At 47.9% G+C, this 14,784-nt stretch carries 16 protein-coding genes and 1 tRNA gene; 16 read left to right on the forward strand and 1 reads right to left on the reverse strand.

Translation table 11 applies throughout. The annotated features are described in order from the left end of the window. Positions 1-39: 39 nt before the first annotated feature. From ruvA to AACQ93_RS05450, 15 genes are all read left to right on the forward strand, one after another. Positions 40-660 (forward strand): Holliday junction branch migration protein RuvA, encoded by a 621-nt coding sequence (gene ruvA / locus AACQ93_RS05380; protein WP_036798369.1) that lies wholly within the window; start codon positions 40-42, stop codon positions 658-660. Between the two features lie 13 nt (positions 661-673). Then, complete coding sequence (gene ruvB / locus AACQ93_RS05385) at positions 674-1,687, forward strand: Holliday junction branch migration DNA helicase RuvB (protein ID WP_064602707.1); 1,014 nt, start codon at positions 674-676, stop codon at positions 1,685-1,687. A 989-nt stretch (positions 1,688-2,676) separates the two neighbouring features. Further along, on the forward strand, positions 2,677-4,263 hold the full coding sequence (cydA, locus tag AACQ93_RS05390) for a cytochrome ubiquinol oxidase subunit I (RefSeq protein WP_064602708.1): 1,587 nt from the start codon (positions 2,677-2,679) through the stop codon (positions 4,261-4,263). 17 nt (positions 4,264-4,280) lie between these two features. Further along, a complete protein-coding gene (gene cydB, locus AACQ93_RS05395; protein ID WP_007461867.1) occupies positions 4,281-5,417 on the forward strand; it encodes a cytochrome d ubiquinol oxidase subunit II in 1,137 nt (378 codons plus the stop codon). Positions 5,418-5,428: 11 nt separating this feature from the next. Beyond that, positions 5,429-5,536, forward strand: coding sequence for a cytochrome bd-I oxidase subunit CydX (gene cydX / locus AACQ93_RS05400; RefSeq protein WP_036798371.1), 108 nt, complete (start codon positions 5,429-5,431; stop codon positions 5,534-5,536). Continuing rightward, on the forward strand, positions 5,520-5,834 hold the full coding sequence (ybgE, locus tag AACQ93_RS05405) for a cyd operon protein YbgE (protein WP_255377048.1): 315 nt from the start codon (positions 5,520-5,522) through the stop codon (positions 5,832-5,834). Before cydX ends, ybgE begins: the two co-directional genes overlap by 17 nt. A gap of 263 nt (positions 5,835-6,097) precedes the next feature. Further along, a complete protein-coding gene (gene ybgC, locus AACQ93_RS05410; protein ID WP_007461870.1) occupies positions 6,098-6,505 on the forward strand; it encodes a tol-pal system-associated acyl-CoA thioesterase in 408 nt (135 codons plus the stop codon). After that, the gene (gene tolQ / locus AACQ93_RS05415; RefSeq protein ID WP_064602709.1) at positions 6,502-7,191 is read left to right on the forward strand and encodes a protein TolQ; all 690 of its coding nucleotides are present in this window, start codon (positions 6,502-6,504) and stop codon (positions 7,189-7,191) included. The genes ybgC and tolQ overlap by 4 nt, the downstream gene beginning before the upstream one ends. 3 nt (positions 7,192-7,194) lie before the next feature. Beyond that, positions 7,195-7,641, forward strand: a complete 447-nt coding sequence (tolR, locus tag AACQ93_RS05420) for a protein TolR (RefSeq protein ID WP_007461872.1) — start codon at positions 7,195-7,197, stop codon at positions 7,639-7,641. A 13-nt stretch (positions 7,642-7,654) separates the two neighbouring features. Next, on the forward strand, positions 7,655-8,719 hold the full coding sequence (tolA, locus tag AACQ93_RS05425; RefSeq protein WP_064602711.1) for a cell envelope integrity protein TolA: 1,065 nt from the start codon (positions 7,655-7,657) through the stop codon (positions 8,717-8,719). A gap of 13 nt (positions 8,720-8,732) precedes the next feature. Continuing rightward, entirely contained in the window at positions 8,733-10,079 is a 1,347-nt protein-coding gene (gene tolB / locus AACQ93_RS05430; RefSeq protein WP_064602713.1) for a Tol-Pal system beta propeller repeat protein TolB, read from the forward strand. Between the two features lie 34 nt (positions 10,080-10,113). Next, entirely contained in the window at positions 10,114-10,653 is a 540-nt protein-coding gene (pal, locus tag AACQ93_RS05435) for a peptidoglycan-associated lipoprotein Pal (RefSeq protein WP_064602716.1), read from the forward strand. A gap of 18 nt (positions 10,654-10,671) precedes the next feature. Next, a complete protein-coding gene (gene ybgF / locus AACQ93_RS05440; protein ID WP_064602718.1) occupies positions 10,672-11,427 on the forward strand; it encodes a tol-pal system protein YbgF in 756 nt (251 codons plus the stop codon). Between the two features lie 213 nt (positions 11,428-11,640). Further along, positions 11,641-12,702, forward strand: a complete 1,062-nt coding sequence (nadA, locus tag AACQ93_RS05445) for a quinolinate synthase NadA (RefSeq protein ID WP_064602720.1) — start codon at positions 11,641-11,643, stop codon at positions 12,700-12,702. Positions 12,703-12,779: 77 nt separating this feature from the next. Beyond that, positions 12,780-13,634 (forward strand): bile acid:sodium symporter family protein, encoded by an 855-nt coding sequence (locus tag AACQ93_RS05450; protein WP_064602722.1) that lies wholly within the window; start codon positions 12,780-12,782, stop codon positions 13,632-13,634. Positions 13,635-13,714: 80 nt separating this feature from the next. On the opposite strand, the gene AACQ93_RS05455 is transcribed toward AACQ93_RS05450, so the two are convergent. Further along, positions 13,715-14,290 (reverse strand): UPF0149 family protein, encoded by a 576-nt coding sequence (locus AACQ93_RS05455; protein WP_007461880.1) that lies wholly within the window; start codon positions 14,288-14,290, stop codon positions 13,715-13,717. Between the two features lie 284 nt (positions 14,291-14,574). Here AACQ93_RS05455 and AACQ93_RS05460 point away from each other — a divergent pair. Continuing rightward, positions 14,575-14,662: transfer RNA gene (locus AACQ93_RS05460), tRNA-Ser, on the forward strand. Positions 14,663-14,784 lie beyond the last annotated feature (122 nt).

The following is a 14,784-nucleotide window of genomic DNA, read 5'->3' on the forward strand; positions in this document are numbered from 1 at the left end:
CCTAGAGCCAATTTTGTGAATCAATAAAGAGATATTGTTGTGATTGGCCGACTACGTGGAACCATTTTAGAAAAACAACCGCCTGAAGTACTAATTGAGGTGGGTGGCATCGGTTATGAAGTACAAATGCCGATGAGTTGTTTCTATGAACTACCGGAAGTCGGGCAGGAAGCGGTTATCTCAACACACTTTATTGTTCGCGAAGATGCTCAGTTGTTGTATGGCTTCAATAAGAAGAGCGAACGAGAGCTTTTCCGTGAAGTTATTAAGGCTAACGGTGTCGGTCCTAAGCTGGGTCTGGCTATTCTGTCTGCTATGACGGCGAGCCAATTTGTTCTGAGTGTCGAAAATGAAGACATTACTACGCTGGTGAAAATTCCTGGTGTTGGTAAGAAGACGGCTGAGCGTCTGGTTGTTGAAATGAAAGACCGTCTGAAAGGCTGGGGTGAAGGTGATCTGTTTACTCCGGCACTTGATTCTGCGGCGTCTAATGCTCCGGTTGAAGAGCCAAATGCAGCCAAGGCTGAAGATGAAGCTGTCAGCGCGCTGATTGCGCTGGGCTACAAGCCACAGCAGGCTTCGAAAGTAGTTTCTCAGGTAGCAAAAGCGGATATGACCAGCGAAGAAATTATCCGCGATGCCCTACGTTCTATGGTTTAAGGTGTAGTTATTCATGATTGAAGCCGATCGACTGGTAGCCGGTGATTTTCCTACAACTCGTGAAGAAGAGCTGATAGATCGCGCGATCCGTCCCAAACTGTTGCAGGATTATCAGGGGCAGGATCATGTCCGTGATCAGATGGAAATTTTCATCAAAGCCGCGAAGCTTCGTGATGAAGCCCTTGATCACCTGTTGATTTTTGGTCCTCCCGGTTTGGGTAAAACCACATTGGCTAACATTGTCGCCAATGAGATGGGGGTGAGTATTCGCACTACTTCCGGTCCGGTGCTTGAAAAAGCCGGTGATCTGGCGGCTCTGCTGACGAACCTGGAAGAAAATGATGTCCTGTTTATTGATGAAATCCACCGTCTGAGCCCGCAGGTTGAAGAAGTGCTGTATCCGGCGATGGAAGATTATCAGCTGGATATCATGATTGGTGAAGGGCCAGCGGCTCGCTCAATTAAGATTGATCTGCCGCCGTTTACCCTGATTGGTGCGACAACGCGGGCTGGTTCTCTGACTTCACCTCTGCGTGACCGATTTGGTATTACCCAGCGTCTGGAATACTACAAGGTTGAGGATCTGTGTGGCATTGTTCAGCGCAGTGCTGACTGCCTGGGATTGTCGATGGAAGAAGCCGGGGCCAAAGAAGTCGCGATGCGTTCCCGTGGTACACCTCGTATTGCTAACCGTCTGCTGCGACGGGTCCGAGATTATGCGGAAGTAAAAGGCAATGGCCATATCTGCCCGAATACTGCAGGTAAAGCATTGGATATGCTGGATGTAGACAGCAGCGGTTTTGATTACATGGATCGCAAGTTGCTGATGGCTATTATCGACAAGTTTATGGGGGGACCTGTAGGTCTGGATAACCTTGCGGCGGCGATCGGTGAAGAAAAAGATACGATTGAAGATGTGTTGGAGCCTTACCTGATCCAGCAGGGTTTCTTGCAGCGCACGCCAAGAGGCCGAATTGCGACTCATCGCGCCTATTTGCATTTTGGTCTGGATATACCGGAAAGCTGATTCGGAAGATAAGTAAAAAACGAGGCCCAAGGCCTCGTTTTTTTGTTTTTGCTATTCCCAGAGCACACTAATCGCTCAAAAAAATCCTGCTTCGTTTACATAACTTTGACATCACTTCGGTAATTAAAGGCGCAAATAAAGGAGCAAAGTACTCACAACGGCGATTAGTGGGTCATTATTGACCACTTTTTAGATATTGTTCTTATACAACTCGGTGAAGCTTGGTTGGTAAAGAGCAATAATTTTTTCAATAAAACGAGCCATAACTACTTCCTCAATCATCAAATTCATTGTTGGGGAAACAGCGCATAACCCGCCAAAAAGACGATTTTTACTGTCTGGGCGGCTTCATCTGTTTCTGACGCTGATTATAGATATTTTCCCATCTCTAGAAAGCGATATAAATTTGTGTTTCGGATTAGATTTTTTTATGTGATGAGTGGGGTGTTGAGCCCCTAAATTACGTATTAGTCACGGAATTAATGATATTAGAGGTGTAATGCTTCCTCTTAATCAGAGCAAGAAGGCCTGTTTTTTCTAACCGTGATAAGCAAGATGTATGATGATTTAAAAACAGGTTATGAATGGGTGTTAACCGCTATTCATTGGCATTAAAGATAGTGTTTTTTTCTGTTCAAACCTGAAAATATCGAGTATTGAAAAAGCTTGATCTAAATCAATCAAGAGCTTGGTGTTTAAAAAATGAGCTGCTTTTTTTGATATTTATCAAAGCAAAATGTGCGATAAACCCATTGAGCGGCGAGAAGAATGACAGTAATATTAGCAATGACTTTATTAGCTGTAGCTTAACAATAAATTAACTAATTTAGTACACAACTGCAACATACAAAAGGAAGCCATTGATTATTAAAAGATGGTGGCCAGGAAGGTACCTAAATTGCAGTTATAAAGTTGCATTTGCTAAGCCCAACCATCGGTACACTGTGTAGTACTGTCGTCAGTCAGCCTGGCGAAAAAAGGAGTTCTCAATGTTCACTGATATCGTCGAACTATCGCGGTTACAGTTCGCATTAACTGCGATGTATCACTTTTTGTTCGTCCCATTGACTCTGGGGATGGCGTTCCTGCTTGCCATCATGGAGTCTGTTTATGTAATGACCGGAAAGCAAATCTACAAGGACATGACCAAGTTCTGGGGTAAGCTGTTCGGTATTAACTTTGCTCTGGGTGTGGCTACTGGCCTTACCATGGAGTTCCAGTTTGGTACAAACTGGGCGTATTACTCTCACTATGTAGGCGACATTTTCGGTGCCCCTCTGGCTATCGAAGCACTGATCGCTTTCTTCCTTGAATCTACCCTTGTCGGCCTATTTTTCTTCGGCTGGGATCGCCTGTCTAAGCGTCAGCACCTTACTGTCACTTGGCTGGTAGCTCTTGGTTCAAACTTTTCGGCTCTGTGGATTCTGGTTGCTAACGGCTGGATGCAAAACCCGGTAGGTGCTGATTTCAACTTCGAAACCATGCGTATGGAAATGGTTAGCTTTGCCGAAGTTGTTTTGAACCCGGTAGCTCAGGTTAAATTCGTACACACAGTGGCTTCAGGCTATGTTACTGGTGCGATGTTCATTCTGGGGATCAGCTCATACTACCTGCTGAAAGGTCGTGATATTCCGTTTGCGCGTCGTTCTTTCGCCATTGCTTCTGCATTCGGTATGGCGTCAATCCTGTCGGTAATCGTTCTGGGTGACGAATCTGGCTATGAGCTGGGTGATGTACAGAAGACTAAGCTGGCTGCAATTGAAGCGGAATGGCACACAGAAGAAGCGCCAGCTGCGTTCACTGTGTTTGGTTTGCCGAACCAGAAAACGATGGAAACAGACTTCGCACTTAAGATCCCTTACGTAATGGGTATTATTGCGACGCGTTCTTTCGATACAGAAGTTACCGGTTTGCGTGATTTGAAAGTAGAACACGAAGAGCGTATCCGTAACGGTATGATTGCTTACGGTCTGCTGGAGAAACTACGTGCTGGTGAGAAGACACCTGAAAATCTGGCTGCGTTTGATGAAGTGAAACATGACCTGGGTTATGGCCTACTGGTTAAGCCATACGCAGACAATGTGGTTGACGCTTCTGAAGAAGATATCGCAAAAGCTGCTGACGACTCAATCCCTACAGTATGGCCACTGTTCTGGAGCTTCCGTATCATGGTTGCCTGTGGCTTCCTGATGCTGGGTATCATTGGTGCTGCATTTATCCAGTCTTGCCGTCATAAGATCACCGAGAAGCAGTGGGTTCTGAAGGCTGCGCTATACGGTATTCCACTACCATGGATTGCGGTAGAAGCCGGTTGGTTCGTTGCTGAATATGGTCGTCAGCCATGGGCCGTTGGTGAGATCCTGCCTGTATCTATGGCTGCATCTAACCTTGCCGCGTCAGACATTATTACCTCAATGCTGGCAATTCTTGGCCTGTACACTGTGTTCCTGATTGCTGAAATGTACCTGATGATCAAGTTTGCTCGTCTGGGTCCAAGCAGCCTGAAGACAGGTCGCTACCACTTTGAAACTACCGATGCACCACAGAACGTGGTATCGCGTCAGGTTGAAGCGTAATCAGGGAGAATTAAGCAATGTTTGAATATGAAGTATTGCGATTTATCTGGTGGGTGCTGATCGGTGTGCTTTGCATCGGTTTCGCAATCACAGATGGTTTTGATATGGGTGTGGGTGTGCTGTCGAATATTATCGGTAAGACAGACACTGAACGCCGTGTAATGATTAACTCAATCGCCCCGCACTGGGACGGTAACCAGGTATGGCTGATCACAGCCGGTGGTGCACTGTTTGCGGCATGGCCTCTGGTTTACGCAACTGCGTTCTCTGGTTTCTACCTGGCGATGATCGTCACTCTGGCTGCGCTGTGGTTGCGCCCGCTTGGTTTCGATTACCGTTCAAAGATTGAAGAACCAAAATGGCGTAACGCTTGGGACAAAGCGATCTTTGTAGGTAGCTTTGTACCGCCGGTGATCTTCGGTGTTGCATTCGGTAACCTGCTTCAGGGTGTACCATTTGTGCTGGACGATCTGCTGATCCCGACTTACAAAGGTTCTTTCTTCGGTCTGCTTAACCCGTTTGCACTGCTATGCGGTATCGTCAGTATCCTGATGATTACAACTCAGGGGGCGGCTTACCTGCAGATGAAAACAACTGATGCACTTCATACTCGTTCTCGTAACGTAGCTATGATCACATCAATTGCTACCGCTGTATGTTTCGCTATCGCAGGTTTCTGGGCTCAAAGCATTGAAGGTTATATCGTGACTTCAGAAATCGTGACGAATGCGCCTTCTAACCCTCTGACGAAAGAAGTTATTCGTCAGTCTGGTGCGCTGTTTGCCAACTTTGACAAGTACCCGCTGCTATGGATTGCTCCTGCTCTGGCTGTGATTATGCCGCTGTTGACTGTGGTTGCTTCCCGTGCTGACCGCGGTGCGCTGGCGTTTATCTCATCAAGCCTGACAATGGCCGGTGTGATCCTGACTGCAGGCTTTGCGCTGTTCCCGTTCGTAATGCCTTCAAGCGAAGCGCCAAACCACAGCCTGACCATGTGGGATGCGACATCATCTGAGCTGACGCTGAACATCATGACGGGTGTCGCGTTTGTGATGGTGCCAATTATTCTTGGCTACACCACTTGGTGTTACTACAAAATGTTTGGCCGTCTTGATAACAAGTTTATCGAAGACAACAAGAATTCACTGTACTAAGGAGACAGACTATGTGGTATTTCGCTTGGATTCTGGGTGTTCTGCTAGCCTGCTCATTTGGCATCATTAACGCCCTGTGGCTTGAAGCGACAGAAAACATGGATGCAAACGGTGAGTAATCTTGATCTCTGGGTGAAGGGTGTTCACCAGCGTATGGACTACGGGCTGTTACGCTTGTTTTCCCTAGCGATGGCACTGGCTGCCACCGGGCTGGTGATGTGGGATCCTACACTTTTTGCCCAGGCGATTGGGGGATTCGGACCGATAATCTCTCCGGCCCTGATATGGTCAACCTGCACTGCAATGGTTTTTGGTGTGGGCTTTGTGCCCCGCCATTGGTACTGGCAAGTGTTTTTCACGCCGTACGTTGCTATGCCGGTACTGACCTGGATTCTGTGGCTACGTTTGTTTTCCTAGTCGGGTATCCGACTGATAAGTTTAATGAAAACAGCCCGATGCAATATGCATCGGGCTGTTTGCTATCTGTTTGAAGGTGAATAAAAGTGCAGCATTTGTCGGTTATGATTGCAAAAGGCCGAATAAAACAGTCAAAAAGTTTGAAGTTTTGTGAGCCCTGGTAAATGAGGCGTTTCATTCTGCTATTCAAGTTAGGTATAGTAAGCGGTTAATAGCAAGAGCCCCGGTACAATTACCGGATTATGTGATGGCATAGGAAACAGATGACAGAAGAAAATGCCTTTGAATGGCCAATCACGATATATTACGAAGATACTGATTTAGGTGGCATTGTATATCATGCCAATTATCTGAAATTTTTTGAGCGGGCAAGAACGGAACTCTTCCGCAGTCACGGTGTCAGTTTACAAGAATTTTTCCAGCTGGATGTCAGCTTTGTTGTTCGCCATATCGATATCGATTTCCTGAGCGGCGCAAAACTTGATGATCAGCTTGTTGTTCGCACCTGGCCGGCCAATATCCGCCGTGCCTCTATCGATTTTTGTCAGGTTTTAGTCAACAATGCCGGTCAAGCCTTGTGTAAAGCAATGGTTCAGGTAGCCTGTGTTCACCCTAAAACTATGAAACCAATCAAGATCCCAGAAGTTATTAAGTCGGAGATATCTAAGTGACTGCTGAATTATCCATTTTAGATCTATTTCTACAGGCTAGTTTGCTTGTTAAAGCGGTAATGCTGGTTCTGCTGGGTATGTCCGTGATTTCGTGGGCGATGATCATCAAGCGCTCGCAGGTTCTTTCTCTCGCAGCATCTAAGGCTGAGCGTTTTGAGGACCGCTTCTGGTCCGGTATCGACCTGTCTCAGTTGTTTCAGGAAGTTCAGGCCCGCAAAGACAGCCTGACTGGCTCCGAACAAATTTTCCATGCCGGTTTTAAAGAGTTTGCCCGTCTGCACCGTAGCAACGGCAAGGTACCGGAAGCAGTTATGGAAGGTACAGGCCGTGCGATGCGTGTGGCACTATCCCGTGAAGTCGATGAGCTGGAAACCAACCTGCCATTTTTGGCGACAGTAGGTTCTATCAGCCCGTATATCGGCCTGTTCGGTACGGTATGGGGTATTATGCATGCCTTTATCGCGCTAGGTGCTGTAAAGCAAGCGACATTGTCTATGGTTGCTCCGGGTATTGCAGAAGCATTGGTAGCAACAGCGATGGGTCTGTTTGCCGCGATTCCGGCAGTTATGTTCTACAATCGCCTGACCAATCAGGTATCGAAGCTGGAACACACCTATGCAACCTTCATGGAAGAATTTTCAAGTATTCTTCACCGCCAGGCCTTTGCCGCTTCTCAGGAGCAGTAAGCCATGGCTTATCAACCGAAAAAGCGAAAAATGACGGCGGAGATAAACGTCGTCCCTTACATTGATGTCATGCTGGTGCTGTTGATCATCTTTATGGTAACGGCACCTTTTGTCACCCAAGGCGTGGATGTTGAGCTTCCTGCAACACAGACAGCTAAGTCTGCTGTCGAGCTGGTGGGTGAAGATAACAGCAGTGCGCCGATTATTGTCGAAGTGGATCAGGACGGAAACCTGGGCCTGAGTGTTGATAATGGCGATATGATCCGCGGCCTGCGCATGAACGATCTTCTCACCCGTGTCAGGGCTGAACTGCAAATTAACCCTAAGTCTGCTGTACTGGTAGGTGGCGATAGTCGTGCTCCTTACGCGTACATTATTGAAACTCTGGATGCCCTGAACCAGGCCGGTGTCGGTTCTGTCGGGTTGATGACAGAACCACTGGAGCAGTAGGCAGGCGAGCAGGATGAATAAAAGCAATTACTCTGCTGCCATCATTATTTCCTTGATCCTTCATGGTTTATTGTTGGCGGCATTGCTGTGGGGAACGGATTTTTCCATGAGTAAGCCTAAGCCTCAGGGCAGTACTATCAAGGCTGTTGTGGTTGATCCGGCCCTTGTTAATCAGCAGGCGCAGCGTATACGCCAGCAACGAAATGCGGCTAAACAGGCTGAACTTGAGCGCCTGAAACGTCTGGAACAGCAAGCAGAAGCGCTTGAGCAACAGCGTCAGGCTGAAGAGAGAAGACTACGTCAACTTAAAGCTGAAAAGCTTAAAGCAGAAAAAGCAGCGCGTGAGGCAGAGCAAGAACGTAAGCGTGTAGCAGCTGAACGTGAAAAAGCGGCTGCAGCTAAGCGCAAGGCGGAAGAAGAAAAACGCCGTGCCGATGAAGCGGCGCGTATTGCCCGCCAAAAGGCAGCGAAGGCTGAAGCTGAGCGTAAAGCAAAACAGGAAGCTGCTCGCAAGGCAGAGCAGGAACGTCAGCGCCAACTGGCTAAGCAGCGTGAAGCTGAGGAAGCGAAACGTAAAGCTGAAGCAGCTAAGCGCAAGGCAGAAGAAGAACGGCGCAAAGCGGAGGAGCGACGAAAGGCTGAGTTGGCTGCTAAGCGAAAGGCTGAAGCTGAACGCAAAGAAGCAGAGCGAAAAGCGGCTGAAGCTCGTGAGCTTCAACGCCAGCAGGAAGCTGCGTTGACTGATATGTTCGCTGGTCTTGAGGCTGAGACACAGCAGCGAGGCGGTGCCAGAGGGCAGTATATTGCAGATGAGATCGACCGATATGGTGCTATCTTTAAGCAGATGATTGAACAAAACCTGCTTGTTGATCAGGGCTTTATTGGAAAGGAATGTGTCATTCGTATGCGTCTTTCTACCAGTGGCTTAGTGCTGGATGCAAGTGAAGTCGGTGGCGACAGTGCGTTGTGCCGTGCTTCTAAAGCTGCAGTAGTTAAAGTTAGTCAGTTCCCAATGCCGGAAGATCCGGCTGTTGTTGAGAAACTGCGTAGTATTCGATTAACGGTAAGCCCACAATGATGAAGGAGCTGTTATGAAACGTTGGCTAATGGGCTTGTGTCTTGCTTTATTGAGCTTTAGTCAGGTTGCACAAGCTGAGTTGGAATTGGTGATCACTGAAGGGATCGATTCAGCGCGTCCAATCGGGGTGGTACCATTTCAATGGGAAGGTGAGGGCAGACTGCCTACTGACTTGTCTGCTGTTATTGCTTCAGACTTGCGCCGAAGCGGCAAATTCAGCCCGGTTGCGACAAGTAAGATGCCACAGACTCCATACAGTGAAGAGCAGGTTGATTATAATGCCTGGACATCACTGGGAGTTGATGCCCTGGTAACAGGCAAAGTGAGCAAAACGCCAGAAGGGAATTATGAAATCCTTTATCAGCTGGTGGATGTGGTTCGTGGGCAGCTGACCAGTGGTGAAAGTCGCGGTTTGCAAGATGGAAATTTGATTCTGACTAAGGATCATGTGCTTTACAGCGGTAGGGCTGTGGTTAAGGAGAGTCGTTTACGTCAGTACGCACACCGAATTTCCGATATCGTTTATGAAAAACTTACTGGCGAAAAGGGTGCATTCCTGACCCGTATTTCCTACGTAGTAATTGATGACCAGTCTCGCTACCCTTACCAATTACGTATTGCTGACTATGATGGCTATAACGAGCGTCTGGTGCTTAAATCTCAGCAGCCGCTGATGTCACCATCCTGGTCTCCGGACGGCAGTAAGCTTGCGTATGTAAGTTTTGAGAACAAGCAGGCTCAGATTTTTATCATGGATATCTATAAAGGTACCCGTGAGATGGTGGCTTCTTTCCCGCGCCATAATGGTTCACCTCGCTTCTCTCCTGATGGTAAAAAGCTGGCGATGGTCTTGTCGAAAAGTGGCAGCCTTCAGATCTATATTCTGGATCTGGAAACCAAGCAAATGAAACAAATTACACGTGGTCGCGCCAACAATACCGAAGCATTTTGGTATCCTGACGGCAAGTCGATGGTATTTACTTCGGACAGAAGTGGTAAACCACAGATATATCGAGTAGATTTAGCTGACGGATCGACCGAGCGCCTGACGTGGCAAGGAAGGCAGAACCTGGGTGGTCAGTTGACACCGGATGGACGATTCCTGGTAATGGTGCATCGCTCAGAATCCGGGTATAACATTGCAAAGCAAGACCTGAAAACTGGCGCACTTCAAATTTTAACCAAGACATTCTTGGATGAATCACCAAGTATTGCCCCAAATGGTGGTATGGTGATTTACAGCTCAGTGAATAATAAGTTTAATGAGCTATCGTTAGTGTCGATTGACGGGCGTTTTAAAGCACGATTACCTGCGACGAACGGGAGAGTGCGAGCTCCGTCATGGGGGCCGTTCTTATAACGTTCACCGTAATTAGTAAAATAAGGAAAATAAAATGCAACTGAATAAAGTTTTAAAGGGGCTGGCAATTGCGCTGCCGATGATCACTCTTGCGGCGTGTAGCTCTAGCGAAAGCACTGACAGCTCAGCGGCATCTGAAACGAATACTGGTACAGGTACAGTAGCTACCGAGCAAACTACAGTTGCAACACCAGTTGAATCAGGTTCTGCAGCTCTTTCTGAGCAGGAACTACGCAGCCAGCAGCTTCGTCAGGAACAAACTGTTTACTTCAAGTTTGACAACGCTGAAATCCAGCCTGCGTACGAAGATATGCTGAATGCTCACGCTGAATACCTGCGCACTAACGCTGGTGTTAACGTGATTGTTGAAGGTCATGCTGATGAGCGTGGTACTCCTGAGTACAACATCGCACTGGGTGAACGCCGTGCTAACGCGGTTGCTAAATACCTTCAGGCTCTGGGTGTACCAGCAAGCCAGATCTCTATCGTAAGCTACGGTGAAGAGAAACCTCTGGTTCTTGGCCACACAGAAGCTGACTATGCGAAGAACCGTCGTTCGGTTCTGGTTTACTAATTCATAGGTAAACATATTATGAACAGTAACATGATGCGAAATATCGCATTTACGTTGCTGGTTGGCGCGGCGACCCAGGTGGTCGCCGCGCCTGCTCCTGTTACTGAGTTAAATGGTAACAACGCTAATGGCAATACCAGCCTTGAGCGTCTGGAGCGGTTGATTGAGGCCCGAAATCAGGTTCAAATTGATATGCAGCGTCAGCTTGACCAGCTGTCCTCTGAAATGGATGAACTGCGCGGTATCGTTGAGCGAAACAGTTATGATCTGAAGCAGATGCTTGAGCGTCAGCGTGAGCTGTATCGTGAAGTGGATGCGCTGAGTCGTCAGCCTCAAAAAGAAGTTAAGGAAGCGCCTGAAACTGAGGAAAAATCTTCCGAGACTTACACCAGCAACGTAAGTGAAAACGAAGCGTACGAAAAGGCCGTTAACCTGATCCTTAAAGAAAAGGATTACAAGGGGGCGGTGAGTGCATTCAATGGGTTCCTAGCAACTTATCCGGAATCGGTCTACAAGCCAAATGCTCATTACTGGCTTGGTCAGTTGTATTTTACCCAAAATAAACTGGCAGAAGCTTCGGAACAGTTTAAAGCTGTCGCCAGCTTTAAAGACTCAAACAAGCGTGCTGATGCCATGCTGAAGTTAGGCGTTATCGCTGAACGCAGCAAAAAGCCAGAAGAAGCGAAGAAACATTATCAGGAAGTGATTTCTACCTATCCTGATTCAACCAGTTCGCGTCAGGCTGAGCGTAATCTTAGTAAGCTTGGTAAGTAATCATCCCGATAGCTCTGCTGGACAGAGAACTGTCTTGATAGAAAGAAAGGCCGGTTTTTACTGGCCTTTTTTGATCGTGATGATTTGCTATATCAGCATAGTTCTGCAATTTCTTTGTTCGTATTGATATGAGAAAAACCAGAAAGGTGATCATTTCAACGTTTGCGGTATAATACCCGGATAACAAGGACTAGCTGACAGAGCAAGTGAGTGATGAGCTTAACATTTGATCCTTCTGAAATGGTTTACCCGTTTCCTCCCAAGCCTGAGCCTTTGACTGCAGAGCAGCAACAGGCATACAAGGCAAGCATCAAAACCCTGTTAAAGGAAAAAGACGCGGTTTTGATAGCCCACTACTACACCGATCCTGAAATTCAGGCCCTTGCAGAAGAGACCGGCGGTTTCGTTGGCGACTCACTGGAAATGGCCCGTTTCGGCAACCAGCATCCGGCTAAGACCCTGATTATTTGTGGTGTTCGCTTTATGGGCGAATCAGCAAAAATTCTGACCCCGGAAAAGCATGTATTAATGCCGACGCTGGAAGCGGAATGTTCACTAGATCTGAGCTGTCCAGCGGATAAGTTCAGCGAGTTTTGTGATGCCCACCCGGATCACACCGTAGTTGTTTATGCCAACACTTCAGCAGCCGTGAAGGCACGTGCTGACTGGGTGGTGACTTCCAGTATCGCCCTTGAAATTGTTGAGCACCTCGACAGTGAAGGTAAACCTATTATCTGGGGACCGGATCGCCACCTTGGCTCTTATATCCAAAAGCAGACTGGCGCTGACATGCTGTTGTGGCAGGGTGAATGTGTTGTTCATGATGAGTTCTCTGCGAAAGCACTTCGTGACATGAAACACCTGTATCCGGATGCTGCTATTCTGGTTCACCCTGAATCTCCGGCCAGTGTGGTTGCGTTGGCAGATGCTGTAGGTTCAACCAGCCAGTTGATCAAAGCGGCGAAAGAGCTGCCGAACAAACAGCTTATTGTTGCAACTGATAAAGGTATCTTCTTCAAAATGCAGCAGATGGTGCCGGAAAAAGAGTTGTTTGAGGCACCGACTGCCGGTGCAGGGGCAACTTGCCGTAGCTGTGCACACTGTCCGTGGATGGCGATGAATGGCCTGAAAGCGATTGAGCTTGCGCTGCTTGAAGGCGGTGAAAAGCACGAGATATTTGTTGATGAATCTTTACGAGAGAAATCGCTGATTCCACTGAACCGTATGCTGGAATTTGCCGCCCAGTTACAGCTGAAGGTGAAAGGTAACGCTTAAGCCGTCGGTGCTGACAGAAAATACAGATGGCGACCGTAATGGTCGCCATTTTTCTTTGATAATAAGGAATAACAATAATGGGTCAGACAATGTTGACCGTGGTATTGCCATTGGCGCTGGCATGGATGATGTTTTGTGTCGGTTTAACCCTGACTGTCGCTGATTTTAAACGGGTAGCTTTATATCCGCAGCGAGTTTTAGCCGGCTTATGTGCCCAGCTTATTGGTTTGCCTTTGCTGGCATATATCATGATCTCAGTATTCGCGTTACCAGAGCCGGTCGTTATTGGCCTCTGGTTGCTGGCATTAGCACCTGGCGGAGCATCATCCAATGCGATCACTCACCTGAGTGGCGGGGATTCGGCGTTATCGATCTCTATGACAGCCATCAGTAGTTTGATAATACCGGTCAGCCTGCCTGTCATGTTGACGCTGGTGATGCCGGACGTTCAGTTGGTATTTCCGTTGAAAACAGCAATCTTACAGCTGGCTGCAGTGACCTTGGTGCCTGTTTTGCTTGCCATGCTGATCAAGCACCGGGCAAAGGGGGACTGGTTTGCGCGTTTTTCTCGCCTTGCCGGACGTTCTTCATTGGTTGCGTTGTTTGTGACCGTTATTGTGACCGTCGGGGCCAATACCGCAGTTTTCCATCAGTTGTTTTCCGTTGCATCAATCGCGGCTGTCGGTTTGTGTATTGCGGGAATGCTATTGGGTTTTGCCTCGGCAAAGTTGCTTGGTGGAGATAAAGCGTTGGTGAAAACACTGGCGATTGAAGTCGGGATTCAAAATGCCGGGACTGCGATTTTTGTTGCTGTAGTTCAGTTGCAGCGACCGGAACTGGCTCTGACACCTCTACTTTATGGTGTCCTGATGAACTTGCCTGCGTTTGCAATGATTTATCTAAATCAGCGACGAGGTTTAGTTAGTGCTTAACTGGTAACGAATAGGTAATAGTAAAAAAATGGCAGCGAAGGGGATTCGCTGCCATTTTTACAATTTGTTGTTACAGGCGATTACTGCTCTTCAACCAGGGCGTGGGCTCGTAGTGTCAGGCCACAAATCATGGTCGGTACAGAATTAAAGATCTCTTCAAACTGTGCCAGGCTGTCAGCGCCTTCTTGTGACAGAGCTTCCATTGCATTTTCCGGATCGTAAAGCAGGCTGAAGCAAAGCAGTACGCCGCCAAGCAGGGCGTTGTCTTCACTTTCTTCCGGCATGATGGTTTCCCAGTCATCACGGGCTAGCTGCCAACCCTGAAGGACACCTTCAGCCAGTTCGCGGGTTTCCTGAGTAACCAGCTCTTTATCGTCCAGGCGGCAGGCTTCGGGCCACTGCCAGCTACCGGTCAGCAGAGCTTCACGGGTTTCGTTCCACAGGTTGACGATTGCATTGGCATACGTTTCCAGCTCTTCATGGCTGGCAAATGGTGACGTTTCCTCTCCGCCCCAAAGGAAAGCCAGCCACTCTGCCGGATCAATTAGGTGAGGGGCTGCTGCCATCGCGGTAACAAAACCACGGGTTTGAGCTTCGGAAAGTAGCTGATCTGCCAGTTGTGGGTTTTGTAGTAACTCACTCAGTTGTGAAGACATAATACAATCTCAGTTAATTGATTTATTTTCATTTCCGGTGAACGCGGTACAGGAACGAAAGCGTCAACAGAAATTGATGACATAAATTGAGGGGCTTACCCCGGGCGGGTATTGTATCAGTCTGGCACGCTCTGGACAGGCTAACATGTTTTTTTGTCGGGTCTGTACGTTATGCTGCTGTAATATTGAGCGTTTGATTGCCTTTTTCCTGGTTTTTATTGACCTTGTACAACGAGAACACTATAGTAACGCCTCGTTGAGACGATAGTACTCAGCAACAATTTGGTGAGGTGTCCGAGTGGCTGAAGGAGCACGCCTGGAAAGTGTGTATACGGCAACGTATCGAGGGTTCGAATCCCTCCCTCACCGCCATCTTCCGAAAGAACCGCCTTTTAGGCGGTTTTTTTATGCCTGTAATTCGCGCTCTGTCGTGTAAAACCAGCTTCTGGTGTGGGCTTTCTGAGTCTATTCTCTCGTCTTTTTCCCCGTTATTT

Origin of the sequence: Photobacterium sp. J15, assembly GCF_963870815.1 — a bacterium.
In the GTDB taxonomy this organism is placed as follows: Bacteria; Pseudomonadota; Gammaproteobacteria; order Enterobacterales; family Vibrionaceae; genus Photobacterium; species Photobacterium marinum.

Bases quoted from the DNA above. Each gene is read 5' to 3' on its own strand.
- ruvB (WP_064602707.1), top strand. From the start codon at position 674: ATGATTGAAGCCGATCGACTGGTAGCCGGTGATTTTCCTACAACTCGT.
- cydA (WP_064602708.1), top strand. From the start codon at position 2,677: ATGTTCACTGATATCGTCGAACTATCGCGGTTACAGTTCGCATTAACT.
- cydB (WP_007461867.1), top strand. From the start codon at position 4,281: ATGTTTGAATATGAAGTATTGCGATTTATCTGGTGGGTGCTGATCGGT.
- cydX (WP_036798371.1), top strand. From the start codon at position 5,429: ATGTGGTATTTCGCTTGGATTCTGGGTGTTCTGCTAGCCTGCTCATTT.
- ybgE (WP_255377048.1), top strand. From the start codon at position 5,520: ATGCAAACGGTGAGTAATCTTGATCTCTGGGTGAAGGGTGTTCACCAG.
- ybgC (WP_007461870.1), top strand. From the start codon at position 6,098: ATGACAGAAGAAAATGCCTTTGAATGGCCAATCACGATATATTACGAA.
- tolR (WP_007461872.1), top strand. From the start codon at position 7,195: ATGGCTTATCAACCGAAAAAGCGAAAAATGACGGCGGAGATAAACGTC.
- tolA (WP_064602711.1), top strand. From the start codon at position 7,655: ATGAATAAAAGCAATTACTCTGCTGCCATCATTATTTCCTTGATCCTT.
- tolB (WP_064602713.1), top strand. From the start codon at position 8,733: ATGAAACGTTGGCTAATGGGCTTGTGTCTTGCTTTATTGAGCTTTAGT.
- pal (WP_064602716.1), top strand. From the start codon at position 10,114: ATGCAACTGAATAAAGTTTTAAAGGGGCTGGCAATTGCGCTGCCGATG.
- ybgF (WP_064602718.1), top strand. From the start codon at position 10,672: ATGAACAGTAACATGATGCGAAATATCGCATTTACGTTGCTGGTTGGC.
- nadA (WP_064602720.1), top strand. From the start codon at position 11,641: ATGAGCTTAACATTTGATCCTTCTGAAATGGTTTACCCGTTTCCTCCC.
- AACQ93_RS05450 (WP_064602722.1), top strand. From the start codon at position 12,780: ATGGGTCAGACAATGTTGACCGTGGTATTGCCATTGGCGCTGGCATGG.
- AACQ93_RS05455 (WP_007461880.1), bottom strand. From the start codon at position 14,290: ATGTCTTCACAACTGAGTGAGTTACTACAAAACCCACAACTGGCAGAT.